The 18181-nt window shown below is 75.1% G+C and carries 18 protein-coding genes; 3 read left to right on the top strand and 15 right to left on the bottom strand.

Annotation, left to right across the window (positions count from 1 at the left end; translation table 11 throughout):
* Positions 1 to 175 precede the first annotated feature (175 nt).
* From ACZ4W5_RS27865 to bldG, 6 genes are all read right to left on the bottom strand, one after another.
* Positions 176 to 676, bottom strand: a complete 501-nt coding sequence (locus tag ACZ4W5_RS27865) for a DUF3592 domain-containing protein (RefSeq protein ID WP_360226942.1) — start codon at positions 674 to 676, stop codon at positions 176 to 178.
* A 235-nt stretch (positions 677 to 911) separates the two neighbouring features.
* Entirely contained in the window at positions 912 to 2444 is a 1533-nt protein-coding gene (locus ACZ4W5_RS27870) for a DUF7059 domain-containing protein (RefSeq protein ID WP_360226945.1), read from the bottom strand.
* Positions 2445 to 2695: 251 nt separating this feature from the next.
* Complete coding sequence (locus ACZ4W5_RS27875; RefSeq protein ID WP_465657632.1) at positions 2696 to 3469, bottom strand: small secreted protein; 774 nt, start codon at positions 3467 to 3469, stop codon at positions 2696 to 2698.
* A gap of 221 nt (positions 3470 to 3690) precedes the next feature.
* Entirely contained in the window at positions 3691 to 4059 is a 369-nt protein-coding gene (locus ACZ4W5_RS27880) for a cyclophilin-like fold protein (protein WP_465657633.1), read from the bottom strand.
* Positions 4060 to 4192: 133 nt separating this feature from the next.
* Positions 4193 to 4612: an ATP-binding protein gene (locus tag ACZ4W5_RS27885; protein ID WP_360226954.1), complete on the bottom strand. Its 420-nt coding sequence runs from the start codon at positions 4610 to 4612 to the stop codon at positions 4193 to 4195.
* Between the two features lie 155 nt (positions 4613 to 4767).
* On the bottom strand, positions 4768 to 5109 hold the full coding sequence (gene bldG, locus ACZ4W5_RS27890; RefSeq protein ID WP_188305076.1) for an anti-sigma factor antagonist BldG: 342 nt from the start codon (positions 5107 to 5109) through the stop codon (positions 4768 to 4770).
* Between the two features lie 230 nt (positions 5110 to 5339).
* Here bldG and ACZ4W5_RS27895 point away from each other — a divergent pair, with 230 nt between their 5' ends.
* Positions 5340 to 7715: a DEAD/DEAH box helicase gene (locus ACZ4W5_RS27895; RefSeq protein WP_465657634.1), complete on the top strand. Its 2376-nt coding sequence runs from the start codon at positions 5340 to 5342 to the stop codon at positions 7713 to 7715.
* Here the strand turns inward: ACZ4W5_RS27895 and ACZ4W5_RS27900 are convergent.
* The 8 genes from ACZ4W5_RS27900 to ssd form a co-directional block, all read right to left on the bottom strand.
* Positions 7710 to 8303, bottom strand: coding sequence for an Rv3654c family TadE-like protein (locus ACZ4W5_RS27900; protein ID WP_465657636.1), 594 nt, complete (start codon positions 8301 to 8303; stop codon positions 7710 to 7712). The genes ACZ4W5_RS27895 and ACZ4W5_RS27900 overlap by 6 nt on opposite strands.
* A 62-nt stretch (positions 8304 to 8365) precedes the next feature.
* Entirely contained in the window at positions 8366 to 8731 is a 366-nt protein-coding gene (locus ACZ4W5_RS27905; RefSeq protein WP_465657637.1) for a TadE family type IV pilus minor pilin, read from the bottom strand.
* Between the two features lie 139 nt (positions 8732 to 8870).
* Positions 8871 to 9143, bottom strand: a complete 273-nt coding sequence (locus ACZ4W5_RS27910) for a DUF4244 domain-containing protein (RefSeq protein ID WP_465657638.1) — start codon at positions 9141 to 9143, stop codon at positions 8871 to 8873.
* 74 nt (positions 9144 to 9217) lie between these two features.
* Positions 9218 to 9787 (bottom strand): type II secretion system F family protein, encoded by a 570-nt coding sequence (locus tag ACZ4W5_RS27915; RefSeq protein ID WP_465657640.1) that lies wholly within the window; start codon positions 9785 to 9787, stop codon positions 9218 to 9220.
* A 251-nt stretch (positions 9788 to 10038) separates the two neighbouring features.
* Positions 10039 to 11088, bottom strand: coding sequence for a type II secretion system F family protein (locus tag ACZ4W5_RS27920; RefSeq protein WP_465657641.1), 1050 nt, complete (start codon positions 11086 to 11088; stop codon positions 10039 to 10041).
* Position 11089: 1 nt separating this feature from the next.
* A complete protein-coding gene (locus ACZ4W5_RS27925) occupies positions 11090 to 11290 on the bottom strand; it encodes a hypothetical protein (protein ID WP_360226974.1) in 201 nt (66 codons plus the stop codon).
* Between the two features lie 11 nt (positions 11291 to 11301).
* The gene (locus tag ACZ4W5_RS27930; protein WP_465657642.1) at positions 11302 to 12555 is read right to left on the bottom strand and encodes a TadA family conjugal transfer-associated ATPase; all 1254 of its coding nucleotides are present in this window, start codon (positions 12553 to 12555) and stop codon (positions 11302 to 11304) included.
* An 83-nt stretch (positions 12556 to 12638) separates the two neighbouring features.
* Positions 12639 to 13763 (bottom strand): septum site-determining protein Ssd, encoded by a 1125-nt coding sequence (ssd, locus tag ACZ4W5_RS27935; protein WP_465657644.1) that lies wholly within the window; start codon positions 13761 to 13763, stop codon positions 12639 to 12641.
* 851 nt (positions 13764 to 14614) lie between these two features.
* On the opposite strand from ssd, the gene ACZ4W5_RS27940 reads away from it, so the two are divergent.
* Positions 14615 to 15412, top strand: coding sequence for an HAD family hydrolase (locus ACZ4W5_RS27940; protein WP_402488267.1), 798 nt, complete (start codon positions 14615 to 14617; stop codon positions 15410 to 15412).
* 481 nt (positions 15413 to 15893) lie between these two features.
* Here the strand turns inward: ACZ4W5_RS27940 and ACZ4W5_RS27945 are convergent, their stop codons facing one another.
* Positions 15894 to 16784 (bottom strand): Fic family protein, encoded by an 891-nt coding sequence (locus ACZ4W5_RS27945; protein ID WP_360226983.1) that lies wholly within the window; start codon positions 16782 to 16784, stop codon positions 15894 to 15896.
* Positions 16785 to 17003: 219 nt separating this feature from the next.
* On the opposite strand from ACZ4W5_RS27945, the gene ACZ4W5_RS27950 reads away from it, so the two are divergent.
* Complete coding sequence (locus ACZ4W5_RS27950; RefSeq protein ID WP_465657645.1) at positions 17004 to 18035, top strand: ATP-binding protein; 1032 nt, start codon at positions 17004 to 17006, stop codon at positions 18033 to 18035.
* Positions 18036 to 18181: the final 146 nt, after the last annotated feature.

Below are 18181 nucleotides of genomic sequence, written 5' to 3' on the forward strand. Positions count from 1 at the left end.
GGTTCCGGAGGATGGAATGACGGATTTCAAGATCTGTCAACGGAAAATCGGCGCGCATGCGGTATCGCGCTCTCCGGATCGCGCCGGGCCCGGGTCGGCGGACAGCCGACGCACCGGCGGGCCCGAGCGGCGGATCGGTGGACCCGGCCGACGGGCCGGCGTGCTGCCCGCCCCCTCAGCGGCCGATCGCCGCCAGCAGCCCGGCCCCCGCCCCCAGGCACGCCACCCCCAGGGCGCACCACAGCAGGTCGACGACCGCCGCCCGGCCGATCTCCCCGGCCGCCAGCACCGCCCGGCGGGGGCGGTCCGGGTCGTAGCAGATCCGCACCGGGCTTCCGGGCGCGAACCGCTCCGGACGGCGCAGTGGGGTGTGCCCGCGCGGCCGGGTGAGCACGAGTTCCGCGATCCGGCCGGGACCGGACCCGGCCGCGGTCCCGATCCCGATCCCGGCTCCGGTCCCGGATCCGCCGACTGCCGGCCGCACGGAGAAGGAGAGCAGCGGCGCGCTGTCCAATCGGCCGTGCACGTCCTTCTCGGCGACGACGGTCGCCACCACCGGAATCCCCGAGCGGCGCACCCGGTGGCGAAGGCGCACTTCGGCGGCGCACCAGAGCAGCAGCGCGCCACCGAAGAGGGCGAGCACCAGCCCGCCGACGGTCGCCGTCGTCGTGTCCACCCCTGGCCCCCGGCTCCCCGACTCTGTCCACAGCCTGTGGACAGAGCCTCACAGCACCCGACCAACGGCGGGCAGCCGAACGGGGACCACCGGACGAACCAGGGGGTACGGGAGGGTGAACCGGAGGGTGCCTGGGCGGCGTTCTACCGAACGGGGCAGGCACTCACGGACCGGTTCCCGCCCACCGGTACCCACCCACCGGCTTTCACGGCACCGGCTTTCACCTCACCGGCTTTCACCGCACCGGGTCGATGAACCCCTGCTCGGTCAGCAGCCGGAGCGACTCCGGCACCCGGTCCCGCAGCACCACCCGGTCCTCGCCCAGCAGTTGCGCGATGGCGTCCACGATCTCGCCCGCCGACAGCGTCCCGTCGCACACCCCGACGAACCCGGCGCCGACCGTGTCCACCTTGGTGGCCCGCCGCATGCCCCGGTTGTGCCGCAGCACCACGTGCTCCGGGTCCTCCGCCCCCGGCGCACCGACCTGCTCCTGGACCACGTCGTCGGCCAGCACGTAGCGGGCCGCGAGCAGGCCCGCGTCGTCGTGCGAGCGCAGGAAGTCCTGCCGGCCGAACCACTCGTCGATGTGCGGACCGAGCGGCTGCTCCACCGGGTGCGGCCACTCCTCCACCCGCACGGTCGGACGCTCGGCGCCGCCCGCCCGCAGGGTGATCCAGCCCATCCCGATGCCCTCGACCCGGCCCGCCTCGAAGGCGTCCAGCCACTCGCCGTACCGGGCCTGGTAGTCGCCGCCCGGACCACGGTGGTCACCGCCGTCGCGCAGCCACAACTCGGCGTACTGGGCCACGTCCTGGACCTCGCGCTGGACCACCCAGGCGTCCAGTCCGGTGCCCGCCACCCAGCCGGCCAGCCGCTCCTGCCAGTCCTCGCCCCTGACGTGCTGCCAGTTGGCGAGCAACTGGCAGTAGCCGCCCGGCTCCAGGTGGTCGGCGGCCGACCGCACCAGGCTGCGGCACAGGTCGTCCCCGGCCATGCCGCCGTCACGGTAGGTGAACCGGCCGCCGGGCGAGATCACGAACGGCGGATTGGAGACGATCAGGTCGAACTTCCGCTCCCCGACCGGCTCGAAGAGGCTGCCGGTGAGCACCTCGGTGTTGTCGAACCCGGACAGCGCCAGGGTCAGTTCGGTGAACCGCAGCGCACGGGGGTTGAGGTCGGTGGCGGTCACGCTCCCGGCGTGCCGGGCCGCGTGCAGCGCCTGCACGCCGGAGCCCGAACCGAGGTCCAGCGCCGCCCGAACGGGGCGGCGCACGGTGATGTTGGCCAGCGTGGTGGACGCCCCGCCGACCCCCAGCACCAGGTCCTTGCGGGCCACCCCGTGCGCGGTCTCACCGGAGCCGATCCCACCCGCGCCACCGACCGCGCACCCCAGGTCGGACACCACCCAGGCGTCCGAACTGGGCATCCCGGCAACCTCGTTGGCGTACGGCCGGACGTCCACGGTGGCGCGCACCAGGTCCCCGTCCGGGCGCAGCCAACCGTCCGCCAGGCAGTCCTCCACTGGCAGCGCGGCGGCGGCCGCCTGGTACGGCACCGGCTGCTGCAGCAGGAAGAGCCGCACCAGCGTCTCCAGCGGGCTGCCGCCCCGCGTCGCGCGCAGCGCCGGGACGGCCTCACTGCGGGCCAACGCCGCGTAGCCGGTGGGCCCCAGGAGGTCCAGGCACCCATCGGCGGTGAACGAGGCGGCCAGCAGCGCCTCGCGCAGCTTGGCCAGGCGGGTCGGGTCGAGAACGGGGCTACTGATCACCCCGCCATTGTCCCCCGGCTCACCCCACCCCGGCCCCACCGGCCCGCCGACCCCACCGGGAGCGCGGACCCCACCCCACGCCCCCGCCGACGGCCGGCGCGCCCCACCGGACGCACCAGGACGTCGGGCGGGACGTCGGGCGGGGCTGCGGCCCGGGCCTCGGGCAGGACCTCGGGCCCGGGCCTCGGGCAGGACCTCGGGCCCGGGCCTCGGGCAGGACCTCGGGCCCGGGCCTCGGGCAGGACCTCGGCTCAGCTCGCGCTGGGTGCCGGGGCGGCCGGGGCCGAGGACGAAGCCGGGGCCGCCGGGGTGGTGGCGCCCGCCGAGGGAGTGGCCGACGGGCTCGCGCTGTCCGTCCCGCCCGGCGCGGGGGTGCCGCTGGGGGCACCCGCCGAGGGGGTGGCACCGGCGCTCGGACTGGCGCCCGCGCCGGGGGTGGCCGTGGAGCCACCGGCGCTGCCGCTCGCTCCGGCGCCCGGGGTGGCCTGGGAGGGCTTGCACCCCTCCTGCTTGGCCATCGCCTTGCCGAGCTCCCCGCTCGCCAGCTTGCTCTGCGCCTGGGTGGACAGCGAGGACAGCTGGCGCAGCTGGTCGCCGACGCTGTTCAGCCCGTCCGCGAACTTCGCCTGGTCGTCGGTGGCCAGGGCGTCCAGCTTCTTCTGGACGTCCAGGTAGCCGTCGGCCGCCTTCTTCAACTCGTCGACGGTGTCCTTCTGCAGGGCGGCACCGTTGTCCACCTTGGGCGCACCGGCGGCGTCGATCGCGGCCGCGATGTCCTGGTTGGTCTTGCCCAGTCGCCCGATGTCCGCCGACAGCCGCTTCCGCAGGTCGGCCGGGGACTCGCCGGTCTTCACCTGGGCGGTGTCGGCGAGCGCGACCTGCGACTGGGCGATCGGGTCCTTGGCCGCGCCGCAGACGTTCGACGCCCAGGAGTCCAGCTGCTTGCTGTTGTCGTCGCCGCAGCCGACGGCGCCGAACGCGAGCAGCACGCCGAGAGCGGGTACGGCCAGCAGTCGCTTGTTCACCGGGAGGAGCCTTTCGGTTTCGGTCGTCTTCGGTCGTCGAACCTACACGGCCGTCACCGACCGTCCGGTTCCCGGCTGCCCGGCTCCCGTCCCTCCCGACCCCGAACTCCCGCCCCACGCACGGCGACCGGACCCCGGCCCTCGGCCCTCCCGGCGCTCAAGACCTGGTCCGGCCCCTCCCGGCGCTCGGGCCCGCTCGATCCCGCTGCGGCCCCAGCCGATCAGGCCCGCTCGACCCGGATCGGATCGCCCGGTCGCACGGTGCGTAGCACCCTGGCATCGCCGTCCAGCAGGCCGAGGACGTTGCAGGGACTGGCCAGCCGGCACTCGCCGTCCTGCGAGATCGGGGTCGGTCCGTACGGCAGCGCGAGGCTGTCGCCGTCGGTCCAGTACGCGACCGTGCCGGGCTCGACCACCTGCCGGGCTCCGACCTCGCGCGGCACGCTCACGGGCGTGCCGAAGTAGACCTCCTCGCCCCAGGTGCTGGCCATGGAACTGATCGGCAGCTCGGCCCAGAGCGCTTCGGTGGTGGGGGTGGCCGCCAGCGTGGCGGTGGCCTGCCCGGCCGGCCACAGGATGCGGATCCGCATGTGCTTCCTCTTCCGCGACGAGGTCCGGTCGATGACCGGACCCGGTCGTGCCGGAAGCAGCGAACCGCCGGGCCGCACGCCGTGTCAACGGGTGCCCGGAGTGTGGGCGCCCGCAGGACGTACCCGGGTGAGGTCAGACCGCGACGGAGGGGACCGAAACCGGCCAGCTCATCCGGATCACGCCGCCGTCGGCGCCGTTGGTGACCTCCAGGTCCTCGACCAGACCGGTGATCACGGCGAGGCCCAGGGTGTCCTCGTCCGGGTCGCCGCCCTCGGCGGCACCGGCGGACGGGACGGTGGCGGGGCCGGCCTCGTCCTCGACCTCGATGAGGAAACGCTTCTCCTGGTCGGTCAACGCGACCCGCACCGTGCCGCCGATCCCACCGCGCTGGTGCAGACCGACCGCGCGGGAGCACGCCTCACCGACCGCGAGCCGTACCTCGTCGAGCACCGACTCGTCGACCCCGGCCCGTCTGGCGACGGCCGCGGCGACCAGCCTGGCCGTCCGCACGTGCTCGGGAAGCGCGCTGAATCGAAGTTCGACGGTTGCCATCTCTCCCCCTCGGGGTACTCCGGCCGGGGCCGGCGATGCGGCCCCGCGGACCGGCTGGACCGGCCCTGAGACGCCGGGGAACGGGGGCCGCACAGGCCCCCGCGCCCCGGACGTGTGGAACGGGCGGGCCAGCCGCACGGGCCGGCCCGGACGCGTCAGTCGGTCGCGGCGACCGCGTCGTCCACCGAGGTGTGGATCGGGAAGACCTTGGTCAGACCGGTGATCCGGAAGATCTTGAGAATGCGCTCCTGGTTGCACACCAGGCGCAGCGAGCCCTCGTGGGCACGCACCCGCTTCAGACCGCCCACGAGCACGCCGAGGCCGGTCGAGTCGAGGAAGTCGACGCCCTCCATGTCGACGACGAGGTGGTACTTGCCGTCGTTGACGAGCTCGACCAGCTGCTCGCGCAGCTTCGGGGCGGTGTACACATCGATCTCGCCGCCAACCTCGACGACCGTACGATCGCCGACTGCACGGGTCGACAGGGACAGGTCCACGGAACCTCCAGCACCTTGCCTTGCTACGTCATGTGCGATCCTCGGCCGGACGGCCGCCACCGCATGGTCGCGAGCCCGGGCACGCCAAGCCAACAAGCCAACGCGTGGCAAGCCTCAGCGCTGCGACCCACGGCCATACGGCCGTCACGGCCACATTCAACCACCTGTGACCATGACCGCACGATGGCTTACGACGATTCTCCGTCACGCCGGTGACACACTGGGTCCTCATGCCGCCCCGACACAGCCTGCCCGAGGCACTGCTCACGACCCTGTCCACCAGTCGGGGGCGGGCCGACCGGCTCACCCATACGGAGCACCTTCCCGCCCGACCTGCGCGTTATTCGCCCTGGCCCGACTCGATCCGACCGGAGATCGTCGCCGCCGCGGCGGACGTCGGGGTGGAACAGCCCTGGGCGCACCAGGCAGAAGCGATGAACCTGGCCAAAAGCGGCCAGACTGTGGTGATCGCCACAGGCACCGCCTCGGGCAAGTCGCTGGGCTACCTGGCGCCGGTCCTCAGCGACCTGCTGGAGGGCACCGAGGCCCGCAACGGCCGCGGCGCCACCGCGCTCTACCTGGCCCCGACCAAGGCGCTCGCCGCCGACCAGCGCCGCCGCGCCGCCGAACTCGCCCCGCCGAGGGTCCGGGCCGCCCTGTACGACGGCGACACCCCGCCCGAGGAGCGCGAGTGGGTCCGCCAGTACGCCTCCTACGTGCTCACCAACCCGGACATGCTGCACCGGGGCATCCTGCCCGCGCACGCCCGCTGGTCCTCCTTCCTCAAGGTGCTGCGGTACGTGGTCGTCGACGAGTGCCACAGCTACCGGGGGGTGTTCGGCTCCCACGTCGCCCAGGTGCTGCGGCGGCTGCGCCGCCTCTGCGCCCGTTACGGTTCGTCACCCACCCTCCTGCTCGCCTCCGCCACCACCGCCGACCCGGCCGTCACCGCCCGGCGCCTGACCGGCCTGCCCGCGGTGGCCGTCACCGAGGACGCCTCGCCGCGCGGCCCGATGGTCTTCGGCCTCTGGGAGCCGCCGCTGACCGAGAACGTCGGAGAGCACGGCGCCCCGGTGCGCCGCACCGCCACCACCGAGGCCGCGCACCTCCTGACCGACCTGGTCGAACGGCAGACCCGCACCGTCGTGTTCGTCCGCTCCCGGCGCGCCGCCGAACTCGTCGCCCTGCAGACCCAGGACCAGCTCGGCCGACCGCTCGCCGACCGGGTGGCCGCCTACCGCGGCGGCTACCTCGCCGACGAACGCCGCGCCCTGGAGCGCGACCTGCACTCCGGCCGACTGCTCGGACTCGCCTCCACCTCCGCCCTCGAACTCGGCGTCGACATCTCCGGCCTCGACGCCGTCCTGATGGCCGGCTACCCCGGCACCCGCGCCTCGCTCTGGCAACAGGCAGGCCGGGCCGGCCGGGAGGCCCAGGGCGCGCTGGCCATCCTGATCGCCCGCGACGACCCGCTGGACACCTACCTGGTGCACCACCCCGAGGCGCTGTTCTCGACGCCCGTCGAGGCCACCGTGCTCGACCCCGACAACCCGCACGTACTCGCCCCGCACCTGTGCGCGGCCGCCGCCGAACTCCCGCTCACCGACGCCGACCTGGAGCTGTTCGGACCCTCCACCGCACCGCTGCTGCCGGTGCTGGAACGGCGTGGCCTGCTGCGCCGACGCACCGACGGCTCCTGGTACTGGACCCGCCGGGAGCGCGCCGCCGACGCCGTCGACCTGCGGGGCAGCGGCGGCAGCCCGGTGCAGATCGTCGAGGCCGACACCGGCCGGCTGCTCGGCACCGTGGACGCCGCGGCCGCCCACACCACCGTCCACACCGGGGCCGTCCACCTCCACCAGGGCCGCACCTACCTGGTCCGGGAGCTCGACCTGGAGGACTCGGTCGCCCTGGTCGAACCGGCCGACCCGCCGTACACCACGGCCGCCCGTGACATCACCTCCATCTCCGTCCTCGACACCGACACCACCGTCCACTGGGGCGAGGGCCGGCTCAGCTTCGGCTCGGTGGAGGTGGTCAACCAGGTGGTCGGCTACCTCCGGAAGCGGATCTCCACCGGGGAGATCATGGGCGAGAGCAAGCTCGACCTCCCGCCCCGCACCCTGCGCACCCGCGCCGTCTGGTGGTCCGTCACCGAGGACCAACTGCTCGACGCGGACCTGCCGCTCGACCGGCTGCCCGGCGCCGCCCACGCCGCGGAACACGCCTCGATCGGGCTGCTGCCGCTGTTCGCCACCTGCGACCGGTGGGACATCGGCGGCGTCTCCGTCCCGTTGCACCCCGACACCGGGCTGCCCACGGTGTTCGTCTACGACGGCCACCCGGGCGGGGCCGGCTTCGCCGAACGCGGCTTCCAGCGCGCCGTCGAGTGGCTCACCGCCACCCGCGAGGCGATCGCCTCCTGCGAGTGCGAGCGTGGCTGCCCGTCCTGCGTCCAGTCGCCCAAGTGCGGCAACGGGAACGACCCGCTGGACAAGACGGCCGCCGTCCGGCTGCTGAACGTCCTGCTGGCCGGAGCGCCCGGCGCGGCTCCCGCGGCGGGCCCCGCGGCGGACCCGGAGGGCGGAACACCGGCCGGATCATGAGGCCACCTCCCTGGCCGGGGCCGTAGGCGCGCTGGAGGCGGACGGCGGGCCGGAGGCCGTGGGCGCGCCAGGGGCTGTGGGCGCGCCAGGGGCTGCAGGCGCACCGCTCGGGGTCCCGCCCGAGGTGCCGGGACCGCCTGGACCGCCTGGACCGCCGGGACCGCCCGGGCTGTCCCGTGCCTCGCCGAGGCCGTCCTCGGCTGCGGTGACCGGGGCCCGCACCGGTCCGGCCCGCGATCTCGCCCGCGCCGGACCGACCGACAGCCGCCGCGGAAGCCCACCGACCGGCACCTCGGCCACCACCTCGACGGCGTCCGCGAAGCGGTCCACCGCGCAGGACACCAGCGCGGCACCCTGCGCCGCCGCGATCCCGACGGCCCGGGCGCAGCCGCCGTCCGGGTCCAGCAGCAGCCGGTCCGCGGCCGCGAGGGCCGCCAGGTCCGCGGCCGACTCGGCCCGGTGCCGGGCGGCCACCACCGTGCCGACCGCGACCGTCGCCGCGAAGACCGCCGTCCCCAGCATCGCCAGGGCGAGCAGCCAGACCGTCGCCGAGCCCGTGTCCGCCCGGTGCCCGCCCCTGCCCGGCACCGCCGCCCGAGCGCTACAAACCCGCGCCGGCCGGGCACTCCACCGGACCGGCTGGCGGACCGTCAAGCCGGCCATGCGCCTCCACCTCCCTCCGCGGTTCCTTCCGCTCCTCCCGCCGTGCTGCCCAGGACGTCCTCCCGGGCGGCCACCGCCATCGCGCCGACCCGGACGGCGAGCAGCCCGGCCAGCCTCCCCGGCGCCGCGCACGGGGCGTCCACGTCGACCCGAACCGTGTCCGCCGCGACCGCCACCCGAACCCGCGCTCCCGGCGGGGCGGCCGCACCGGCGAGTTCGGCAGCGTTCGACTCGCCCCGCGCGGCCGCCCTGGCGCCGATCCGGGCCGCGTCCACGCAGCTGATCTGCGCCGCGGCCGCGAGCACGCCCCAGATCAGCATCGCCGCGAGCAGGACGAGCGCGGGCAGCAGCACCGCCGTCTCCGCCGTGACGAAGCCGGCGTCCCCGCGCCGCCCCCGCCAGGACGCCCGCCAGGACCCCTGCCACGGCCCCTGCCAAGGCCTCCGTGCGGCCCGCCCGGCCCGGTTCGACCGGCCGGGCCGCGGTCGGGCGCTACGTCGCACGGAGGGCCCGTTCCAGTGTCTCGGTCAGCGCCCCGGTGATGGCCGCGCTGGTGACCACCTTGTACAGCCCGGCGGCGAGCGCGCACGCACCCAGCGTGCCGACGGCGTACTCCGCCGTGGTCATCCCGGCGTCCGAACGCCCCCGGTACCGTGAGACCCTGCGGACCCGGCCGGCGACCCCGCGGCTCTTCCGCCGCCACGCTCCCGGCAGATGCTGAAACGGACGCCCGATGTTGGGCCTGGTCGCGAAAGCTGCAGTCATCGATCTCTCCTGTCTGGATACTTACCGTTCCTTCTCGCGAGTCCCGGCCCGACCGGCCCGGACCCGACACCCACTCACATCGCCCACCCGAAGCGGCTGGTCAGGCCGATCACCACCGGCACCACTCCGATCAGGACGAAGGCCGGCAGGAAGCAGAGCCCGAGCGGCGCGGTGGCGAGCACCGCGGCCCGGCGGACCCTGATGTGGGCCGCCCGGGCGGCGGCGGTTCGCTGCTCCCGGGCCAGTTCGACCAACGGCCCGGTCGCGGGAGCTCCGCCGAGGCTCGTCCGGACCAGACACCGCGCCAGCGGCGCCAGCGCCGGGTGCTGTTCGCCCAACCTGGTCCAGCAGAGCTCCGGCGGTGCGCCCAGGACCAGTTCGGTCCCGATCGCGACCAGCCTCGGCCCCAACGGTGCGCCCACACTCCGACCCACCGCCGCCACCGCCGCCGAGGGCAGCGCCGCCGCCCCGAGGCAGGCCGCCAACAGCTCGGCCCCCAGGGGCAGTTGCCTCAGCAGCAACTGCTCCTCCAGCATCGCCCGTCGATCCGTCGGCGACCGCGCCCGGGCCGACCACCGGTGGGCGCCCACCGCCGCCAGCACCCCGGCCACCGCGCCGGCACCACCGCCGACCAGCACCGCCACCGCCAACCCCGCGACGACCGCCGTTGCCAGTCGCCGCCGGGGCCCAACACCGCCGCGCCCGACACCGCTGCGCCCCGGCCCGGTTCGGCTCCGTACCTCCTCCCGTTCCCGCTGCCAGGCGAACGCCCTCCGTCGGGCGCGGCGCCCCGCCCGGTGCCGGGCCACCCCGGCCACTGCCGCCGATACCGCCACAGCCGTCACCGGGAGTCCGGCCGACACCCACCCGCCCGAAAGCCACCCACCCGGTCGCATCACCCCACCCCCGCTCCGACATCGAGCGCCCCGGCCCACGGACCCCCTCGCCGCCCACCGCCGCCCCGAGGCAGGCCCGCCGTCCCGGGACGGCTCCCCGCACCCGGGGGAGCCTCCAGCGCTCCCCGAGGGGCCTCCAGCGCACCCTGGGCCGCCGCCCGGACGATCCGGGCCGTCCAGAACACCCCAAGCCCCTCCAGCACCGCTCCCGCCGCCAGGCAGCCGAGTCCGGCCGGGGTGTGCAGCAGGACCTCCACCGGACGGGCCCCGAGCGCACCGCCCAGGAGCAGTCCCGCACCCGGCAGGGCGGCCAGGACCGCGATCGTCGCGCGCGGTCCGGCCAGCTCCCCCGCGATCTCCTCGGTCAACGCCCGCTCACCGCGCAGCGCCTCCGCGACCCGGTCCAGCGCGGCGGCCAGCCCCGACCCGCCGTCGGAGGCCACCCGCCAGCAGGCCGCGATCGCTGCCGCCCCGCTGCCGCCGGGCAGTTCGGCGAGCAGCTGGAGCGCGGCGGGCACGTCCCCGCCGTAGCGCCCCGCCGCCAGCCGGGCCACCGGCTCCGCGCCGATCCGGCGCAGCCCGTCCGGATCGGCGGCCAGCCGAGCCGTGACCAGGTGCAGGGCCTGCTCCGGGGTCGCACCGCTGCGCAACTCCCCGGCCAGCGCGGCGCACAGCTCCACCACCGCGGCGGCCCGCCGCCCGGCCTCGGCCTCCCGGCGCCGCCGCAGTCGCCACCTCCGCAGCGGGAGGACGGCCAGCACTCCCGCGAGCACCGGCACGGGCGAGGCGGTCGCCTGGCCGACGACCAAGCCCGCCGGTAGCGCCAGCAGTTCGGGCACCAGCAGCCCGGGAAGGCGACCCCGCGCCCGGCCCATCGCCTCCGGTTCCGGACCGTGGGCCAAGGGCCCGTACACCGGGGGCCCACTGCCCGCCAGCATCAGCCTGGAGCGCCGCCCACCGGGTAGCTGCTCCTGGACCGCCCGCCACCCAGCGGCGGCCAGCAGGCACAGCACCGTCACCCAGCAGAGCGCCGGTTGGACCTGCGTCATGTCACCCACCTCCCTGCCTTCGGCCCTTCTTGCCCGGTGCCCCGAGCAGCACCAGAGCGCCCGTCGCACACGCGCCCAGGAACAGCACGAACCCGATCTCCACCAGCCGCAGCTCCCGCTCGGCCCGGCCCGCCGCCGTCAGCGCCACCGCCACCGGCCCCGAGGCCGCCACCCACACCGGCACCGCGGTCGAAACCGCCACCGCCACGGCCCTCATGGCGTCACCGCCCCGATCGCCACCCCGCGTGCGGCCAGCAGCCCGACCAGCCGTTCCCAGCCGGCGCCGGGCACCAGGCCGCCCGTAGCCGGGAACTCCACCGCCGGGATGGTCACCGCCAGCCCGGCACCGTCCCCGGCCAGCGTGTGGATCTCGGCCACCCGGCGCCGCCCCGAGCCCGAGTCCCGGACCAGGTGCACCACCACGTCCAGCGCGGCCCGCAGTTGGCTGTGCAGGGCCGGGCGGTCGAGCCCGGCGAGCGAGCCCAGCGCCTCCAGCCGGACCGGCACGTCCGCCGCCGTGTTGGCGTGGACGGTGCCGGCGCCGCCTTCGTGCCCGGTGTTGAGCGCGGCCAGCAGGTCCGACACCTCGGCCCCGCGCACCTCGCCGATCACCAGCCGGTCCGGCCGCATCCGCAGCGCCTGCCGGACGAGGTCCCGCAGGGTGAACTCGCCCAGCCCCTCCTGGTTCGGCGGCCTGCTCTGCAGGCGGACCACGTGCGGGTGGGCCGGCCGCAGTTCGGCGGAGTCCTCGGCGACCACGATCCGTTCGTCCGGCCCGACCAGGCCGAGCAGGGCCGCGAGCAGGGTCGTCTTGCCCGAGCCCGTCCCGCCCGAGACCAGCAGCGACAGCCGCGCCCGCACGATGCCGGCCAACAGCTCCGCGCCCTCCGGTGGCAGCGCACCACCCGCCACCAACTCGTCCAGCGTGAACGGGCGGGGCCGCCACACCCGCAGCGAGATGTGCGTGCAGCCGGCCGCGATCGGCGGCAGCACCGCGTGCAGCCTGGTGCCGTCCGGCAGTCGGGCGTCCACCCAGGGCCGGGCGTCGTCCAGGCGCCGCCCGGCCGCGGTGGCCAGCCGGTGGGCCAACCGCCGCACCGCCTCGGTGTCGGCGAACCGGACCCCGGTGGCCCGGTGCAGACCGCCGCCACGGTCGACCCACACCTCGTCCGGACCGTTCACCAGCACGTCCGTGACGTCGGGCGCCGCCAGCAGCCGCTCCAGCGGGCCCGCACCCACCAGTTCGGCGCGCAGCGAGCGCACGGTGTCCAGCACTTCGTCCCCGCCGAGCGGTGGCCGGGTGGCCCGCAGCACGGCCGCGACCGAGCCCGCCGTCGGGGCGGCCCCGGACTCGGCCAGCCGCAGCCGGACCGCGTCCACCAGCTCCGCCGCCCGCTCCTCGCGAGCCGTCCGACCGTACGGGCAGGGCCCGTGTCCGGCCGGGCCCGGCCCGCCGGGCGGCGGCACGCTCCGGAGCGGTCGGTGCTCCCGCGCACCGTCGCCCGGGGCCGGGGCACCGCCCCGCGTTCCTGTCCTGCGCAGACGGACCATCAGTACGCACCTCCTCCGACCGCCGACACCGGCGGCAGCACCTCGTTCAGGAAGCTCGCGCAGAAGCGCGCGAGCGGACCGCCCTCCCGTGTGCCGGGCGGGACGCCCTTCTCGACGTCCTCGGTCAGCCCCGGCTCCGGTTCCAGCTCCCCCGCCAGCTCCAGCCGCAGCCCGCGGGCGATCCGGTGGGCCGGGAGCCCGCCGGCCCGCACCGGCCGGACCACGGCCCGGACGTCCCCGAGCCGCATCCGGGCCGCCGCCGCGACCCGGTCGGCGGCCGCCACGGCGCGCAGCTCGGCCGGGACGACCAGCAGCGCCAGGTCGGACTGCTCCAGCGCCTGCCCGGCGGCCGCGTCCAGGTGGCGCGGCAGGTCGATCACCACCAGCCCGCCACGCCGCCGGGAGGCGGCCAGCACGCTGCGCATGGCGGCCGGCGGCACCGTGAGGGTGTCGCCGCGGTCCCAGGACAGGCAGGACAGCCCGGAGAGCCGTTTGAGGGCCGGCAGCGCCCTGGCGAGTTCGGCCCCGCTGACCCGCCCGCGCGAACCGGCCAGGTCGGGCCAGCGCAGCCCGCGGGCCGTCTCGCCGCCGAGCAGGACGTCCAGGCCCCCGCCCAGTGGATCGCCGTCGAGGAGCATGGTCCGCCGCCCCGTCCGCGCGGCCGTGACCGCGAGGGCGCAGGCCAGGGTCGAGGCCCCGGCCCCGCCCCGGCCGCCGAGCACCGCGACGGTGACGGCCGGGGAGCCGACGCCTTCGGCCGCGTCCGCGATCCGGTCCAGCAGCCAGGCCTCGGCGTCTGGCAGGAACAGCACGTGTTCGGCGCCGAGTTGGACGGCTCTGACCCACACGCCGGGGTCGTCGAGGTCCAGCCCGAGCAGCAGCACCCCGCTGCGCCGGCCCAGCCCGGCGCAGTGCTCCGCCCGGTCGTCCCCGACCAGGACCAGCGGGGCCGCCTCCCACAGCTCGCGCGGCGGCGGCGCACCCCTGATCAGCCGGGGCTCGGTGCCCGCTGCCGCGCAGACCCGCAGCAGGTGCTCGGCCAGGTCCTCGTCCCCGGTGACGACGAGCGGCCCGGTGGCCGCGGGGCCGTCTGCGGTGACGTGGGAGGTGATCGGCGTCGACATGGTGTGCTCCCCTCTGCGCCGGCCACCAGGGGCGGCCACGGCGCGCGTCGGACGGTTCCGGCGGACGGCCGCCAGGCAGACCTCTGGGAGAGGAAGGGGGATGAGGCCCTGCCCGGCGACCGCCGCCGACCATCACGGTGGGGGGAGATCCGGATTCCGTCATCCACGTTCCGATTGCCTGTGGATAACTCGGGGGTTGTGGATAAAAACGTTCACCCGGGCGGGGGGCTATTCGTCGAAGAATTGACGAAAGGGGGTCACCGGGGTGAACCGGCCGTTCCACCACCCCCCGGCCGACCGCCCTCCGGGCCCCCGACACGCCGCCCCCTCACGTGCCGCCAGGACGACCCCGCGCACCCCGCCGGAACGACCTCGCCGAGCCGATCGGAACCGGCCGTGGGCATCCTGCGCGTCATGAGCAAATGGCAACGCAGAGTGACGAAAGGTGGTGGACGGACCGAGCCGTCGACACCACCTGTACACCTCGGGGAGGACCGCGCGGAAGCGTGCGCGAAGGGCGTTCAAGCCCTGAAAATGGCCCCGGACGTGCGACGACCCCCGCCGGGGGGGAGAGCGGGGGTCGTCTATCCACAGCCCGACTCGGGGGGGAGGAGCCGGACCGGGTTAGCACGGTCGCGAACGATCCGTGACTTCCATGGTGTACCCGAGCGGCCAGAAACACAAACCCGCACGCCCACGAGTACGCCGAATGGCGGGGTGTTTTGTGGCTCCCTCTATCCTCGGTTCCCGTGGACACCACCGAGAACGCCGACGACCACGCCGACGAGTCCCAGGGCGACCTCACCGGGCCCGAGGAGCCGGGCGCACCCGCCCGCCCCCGGCCGACCGGCCTGCGGACCGCCGCCTTCTTCGACCTCGACAAGACCATCATCGCCAAGTCGAGCGCACTGGCGTTCAGCCGGCCTTTCTACCAGGGCGGCCTGATCAACCGTCGGGCCGTACTGCGCAGCGCGTACGCCCAGTTCGTCTTCCTGGCCGGCGGCGCGGACCACGACCAGATGGAGAAGATGCGCGAGTACCTCTCCGCGCTCACCCGGGGCTGGAACGTCCAGCAGGTCCGCGAGATCGTCGCCGAGACCCTGCACACCCTGATCGACCCGATCATCTACGACGAGGCCGCCTCACTGATCGAACAGCATCACGCGGCCGGCCGGGACGTGGTGATCGTCAGCAGCTCCGGTTCCGAGGTGGTCGAGCCGATCGGCGAACTGCTGGGCGCGGACCATGTGATCGCGACCCGGTTGAAGGTCGAGGACGGCTGCTACACCGGCGAGATCGAGTACTACGCCTACGCGGAGAACAAGGCCGCGGCGATCCGGGAGTTGGCGAGGACGGAGGGCTACGACCTGGCCGCGTCCTACGCCTACAGCGACTCCTCGACCGACCTGCCGCTGCTGGAGGCGGTCGGCCACCCCTCGGCCGTCAACCCCGACCGCGCGCTGCGCAAGGAGGCGCAGGCCCGGGAGTGGCCGGTGCTGCTCTTCGACCGGCCGGTGCAACTGCGACGGCGGGTGCCGGAGTTCTCCGCGCCCAGCGGTTCGGTGCTGACCGCCGTGGCGGTCGGGACGGCCGCGGTGACCGCCGGGGTCATCTGGTACCTGGCCCACCGGCGCCGCCCAGCCGCCTGAGGCGCCCGCCGGAGGGCCTGGCCCCGCGGCTACCCTCCTGCGATCCACCGGAAAGGCCCTGAAACGGGCAGATCGGCACAGACTTCCCGTTTCGGGTTCCCCTTTCGGCCGAAACGCGATACAAAGGAAGCACGGCCCGCGAGACCCGGTCAGGACCGAAGAGGTCAAACCGACAACGCAGTTCAGGCCCCACGGACCGCACGTACAGACATCCGAGCACCCACATGCAGCCGACCCGCTGTCGGGCCGCCGGACCAGACGAACGGGCAGGATCCCCGTCTGATCGGCACTTCCGGTGCATGCTTGGTCACCCGGTTGTCTGCACCAGCGGCGGCACCCAGCAGGATCAGGTGCCGCCGCATCTTCGCGTTTCGCAGCGTTTCCGGCGTGCGCGGCGCGCACCGTCCGCTGCGCACGCAACGGGCACGGGGCGCGCGCCGTTCACGGCGCGCGGGTCGCTGCGCCCCCGGCCCGTTCGGGCTCAGGCCATGCCGCGCTGCATCGCCTCGCAGACCGCCGTACTCTCCCGCACCCCCAGCCGCAGCGCCCGCCCGCAGTGGGCGATCCAGGCCGCCATGCCCTCGGGCGTGCCCGCCAGGTAGCCCGCGAGGGCGCGCCGGTAGGTGTCGGTGCCCAGCTCGGCCAGCCCGACCTCGGCGGGGCAGATCGACTTCGGGTCGAGACCCTCGGCGATCAGCACGATCCGCATGGCGGCCCGCGCGATCAGCCCGTTGTGGCTGCCGAAGGGCCGCAGGGCGAGCAGTTCGCCGTGCACCACCGACGCGACCACCAGGGCCGGCGTGCCCACGCCCTGCCCCTCCGCACGGGCCACCAGCAGCCGGGAGAGCTGGTCCAGCCGGGCCGCGACCTCCTCCGCGTCCGGCGCGGGCGGCAGCACGGGCCGCGGCCCGACCGCGGCCTCGACCTCGACGCTCTCCACCGGTTCGAGCTCCAGCGGGAACAGCTCCTCGGCCCCCTCCCCCGCCCGGCGCGGCCGACCGGCGGCCGGGTCGGCGTCGCCGACCGCGAGCAGGTGCAGCCGCGCCAGCACCTGGAGCGGCGAGTGCCGCCAGACGCTGAGCAGCTGGCCCGCCTCGGCCGTGATCCGCAGGGCCGCGCCGACCGTACGGGCCTCGGCGTCGGCGCTGAAGTCGGTGCGCCGCCGGACCTCCTCCAAGGGCCAGTCGGCCCCGGCCACGGCTGCCGACGCGCGGGCGCCGCGCAGTGCGGACTCGGAGGTGACCTCGGCCGCGCGGCGGCGCATCACCCGGTGGCCGTAGAGCCGGTCGACGGCCTTGCGCACCTCGGCCACCGCGTCGGGCACCCCGGGGAGCTGGGCCAACGGGGCGAGGGGATCTGTTCCAGTGCTCACCTACCCGAGAGTAATGAACGGGCGGCCCCTCCCGGAACAGCAACCCCGCATCACCCGTTAGAGGCAATCCTCACTCCCCTCCCCCGGTGGACCCCAAACCCCGGCTAGCATGGCCACTATCTGAGACGATAACGATTTCCAATTAGGGGGCGCCCCCACCTGCGCACCCCTGAGCACGCGGCCCTCCCCCAGGGCCCAGAGCGAGAGCCGGAGCCCCAGATGAAGATCGCCTTCGTCGGCAAGGGCGGCAGCGGGAAGACCACGCTGTCCGCACTGTTCATCCGCCACCTGGCCGCCATCGGCCGACCGGTGATCGCCGTCGACGCCGACATCAACCAGCACCTCGGCCCCGCACTCGGCCTGACGGATGCCCAGGCGGCCGACCTGCCCTCGCTCGGCGCGCACCTGCCGGAGATCAAGGAGTACCTGCGGGGCAGCAACCCGCTGATCCGTTCGGCCGACGAGATGATCAAAACCACGCCGCCCGGGCGCGGTTCGCGCCTGCTGCGGATCGTCGAGGAGAACCCGGTCTACGCCGCCTGCGCCCGCCCGATCGCCCTCGACGAGGGCTCTGTTCGACTGCTGGCGACCGGCGCGTTCACCGAGGAGGACCTCGGGGTGGCCTGCTACCACTCCAAGGTCGGCGCGGTGGAACTGCTGCTCAACCACCTGCTGGACGGCCCGGACGAGTACCTGGTCACCGACATGACGGCCGGCTCGGACTCCTTCGCCTCCGGGCTGTTCACCCGCTTCGACCTCACCTTCCTGGTGGCCGAACCCACCCGCAAGGGCGTCTCGGTCTACCGCCAGTACAAGGACTACGCCCGGGACTTCGGCGTGCAGCTCCGGGTGATCGGCAACAAGGTGCAGGGCCCGGACGACCTGGCGTTCCTGCGCCGCGAGGTCGGCGACGACCTGCTCACCACCTTCGGGCAGTCGGACTGGGTGCGCCGGCTGGAGCAGGGCGCCGAGCCGCCGTTGAAGTCGCTGGAACCGGCCAACCGGGCCGTGTTGGAAGAGCTGCGGACCGAGACCGAAGCGGCGTACGGGCTGCGCGACGAGCACCGCTACACCGAGCAGGCGGTGCTCTTCCACCGGCGCAACGCGGAGAGTTGGGCCAACGCCAAGGTCGGCATCGACCTGGCGACCCAGGTGGACGAGGGCTTCGTCCTCGGTGGAACCCCGAGCGACCTCCCGGGCGGACTCCCGAACGGCCTTCCGAGCGGACTGCCGGCCGGAGCCCCCGTCTGACACCACCGCGCGGCTCCGCGCACGGCACCGCCACCGACCGGACGGGGGGGGGGGGGGGGGGGGGGGGGGGGGGGGGGGGGGGGGGGGGGGGGGGGGGGGGGGGGGGGGGGGGGGGGGGGGGGGGAAGGGGCGACGTGAGGAGAGAG

The sequence above is a fragment of the Kitasatospora sp. NPDC029367 genome (assembly GCF_055569135.1).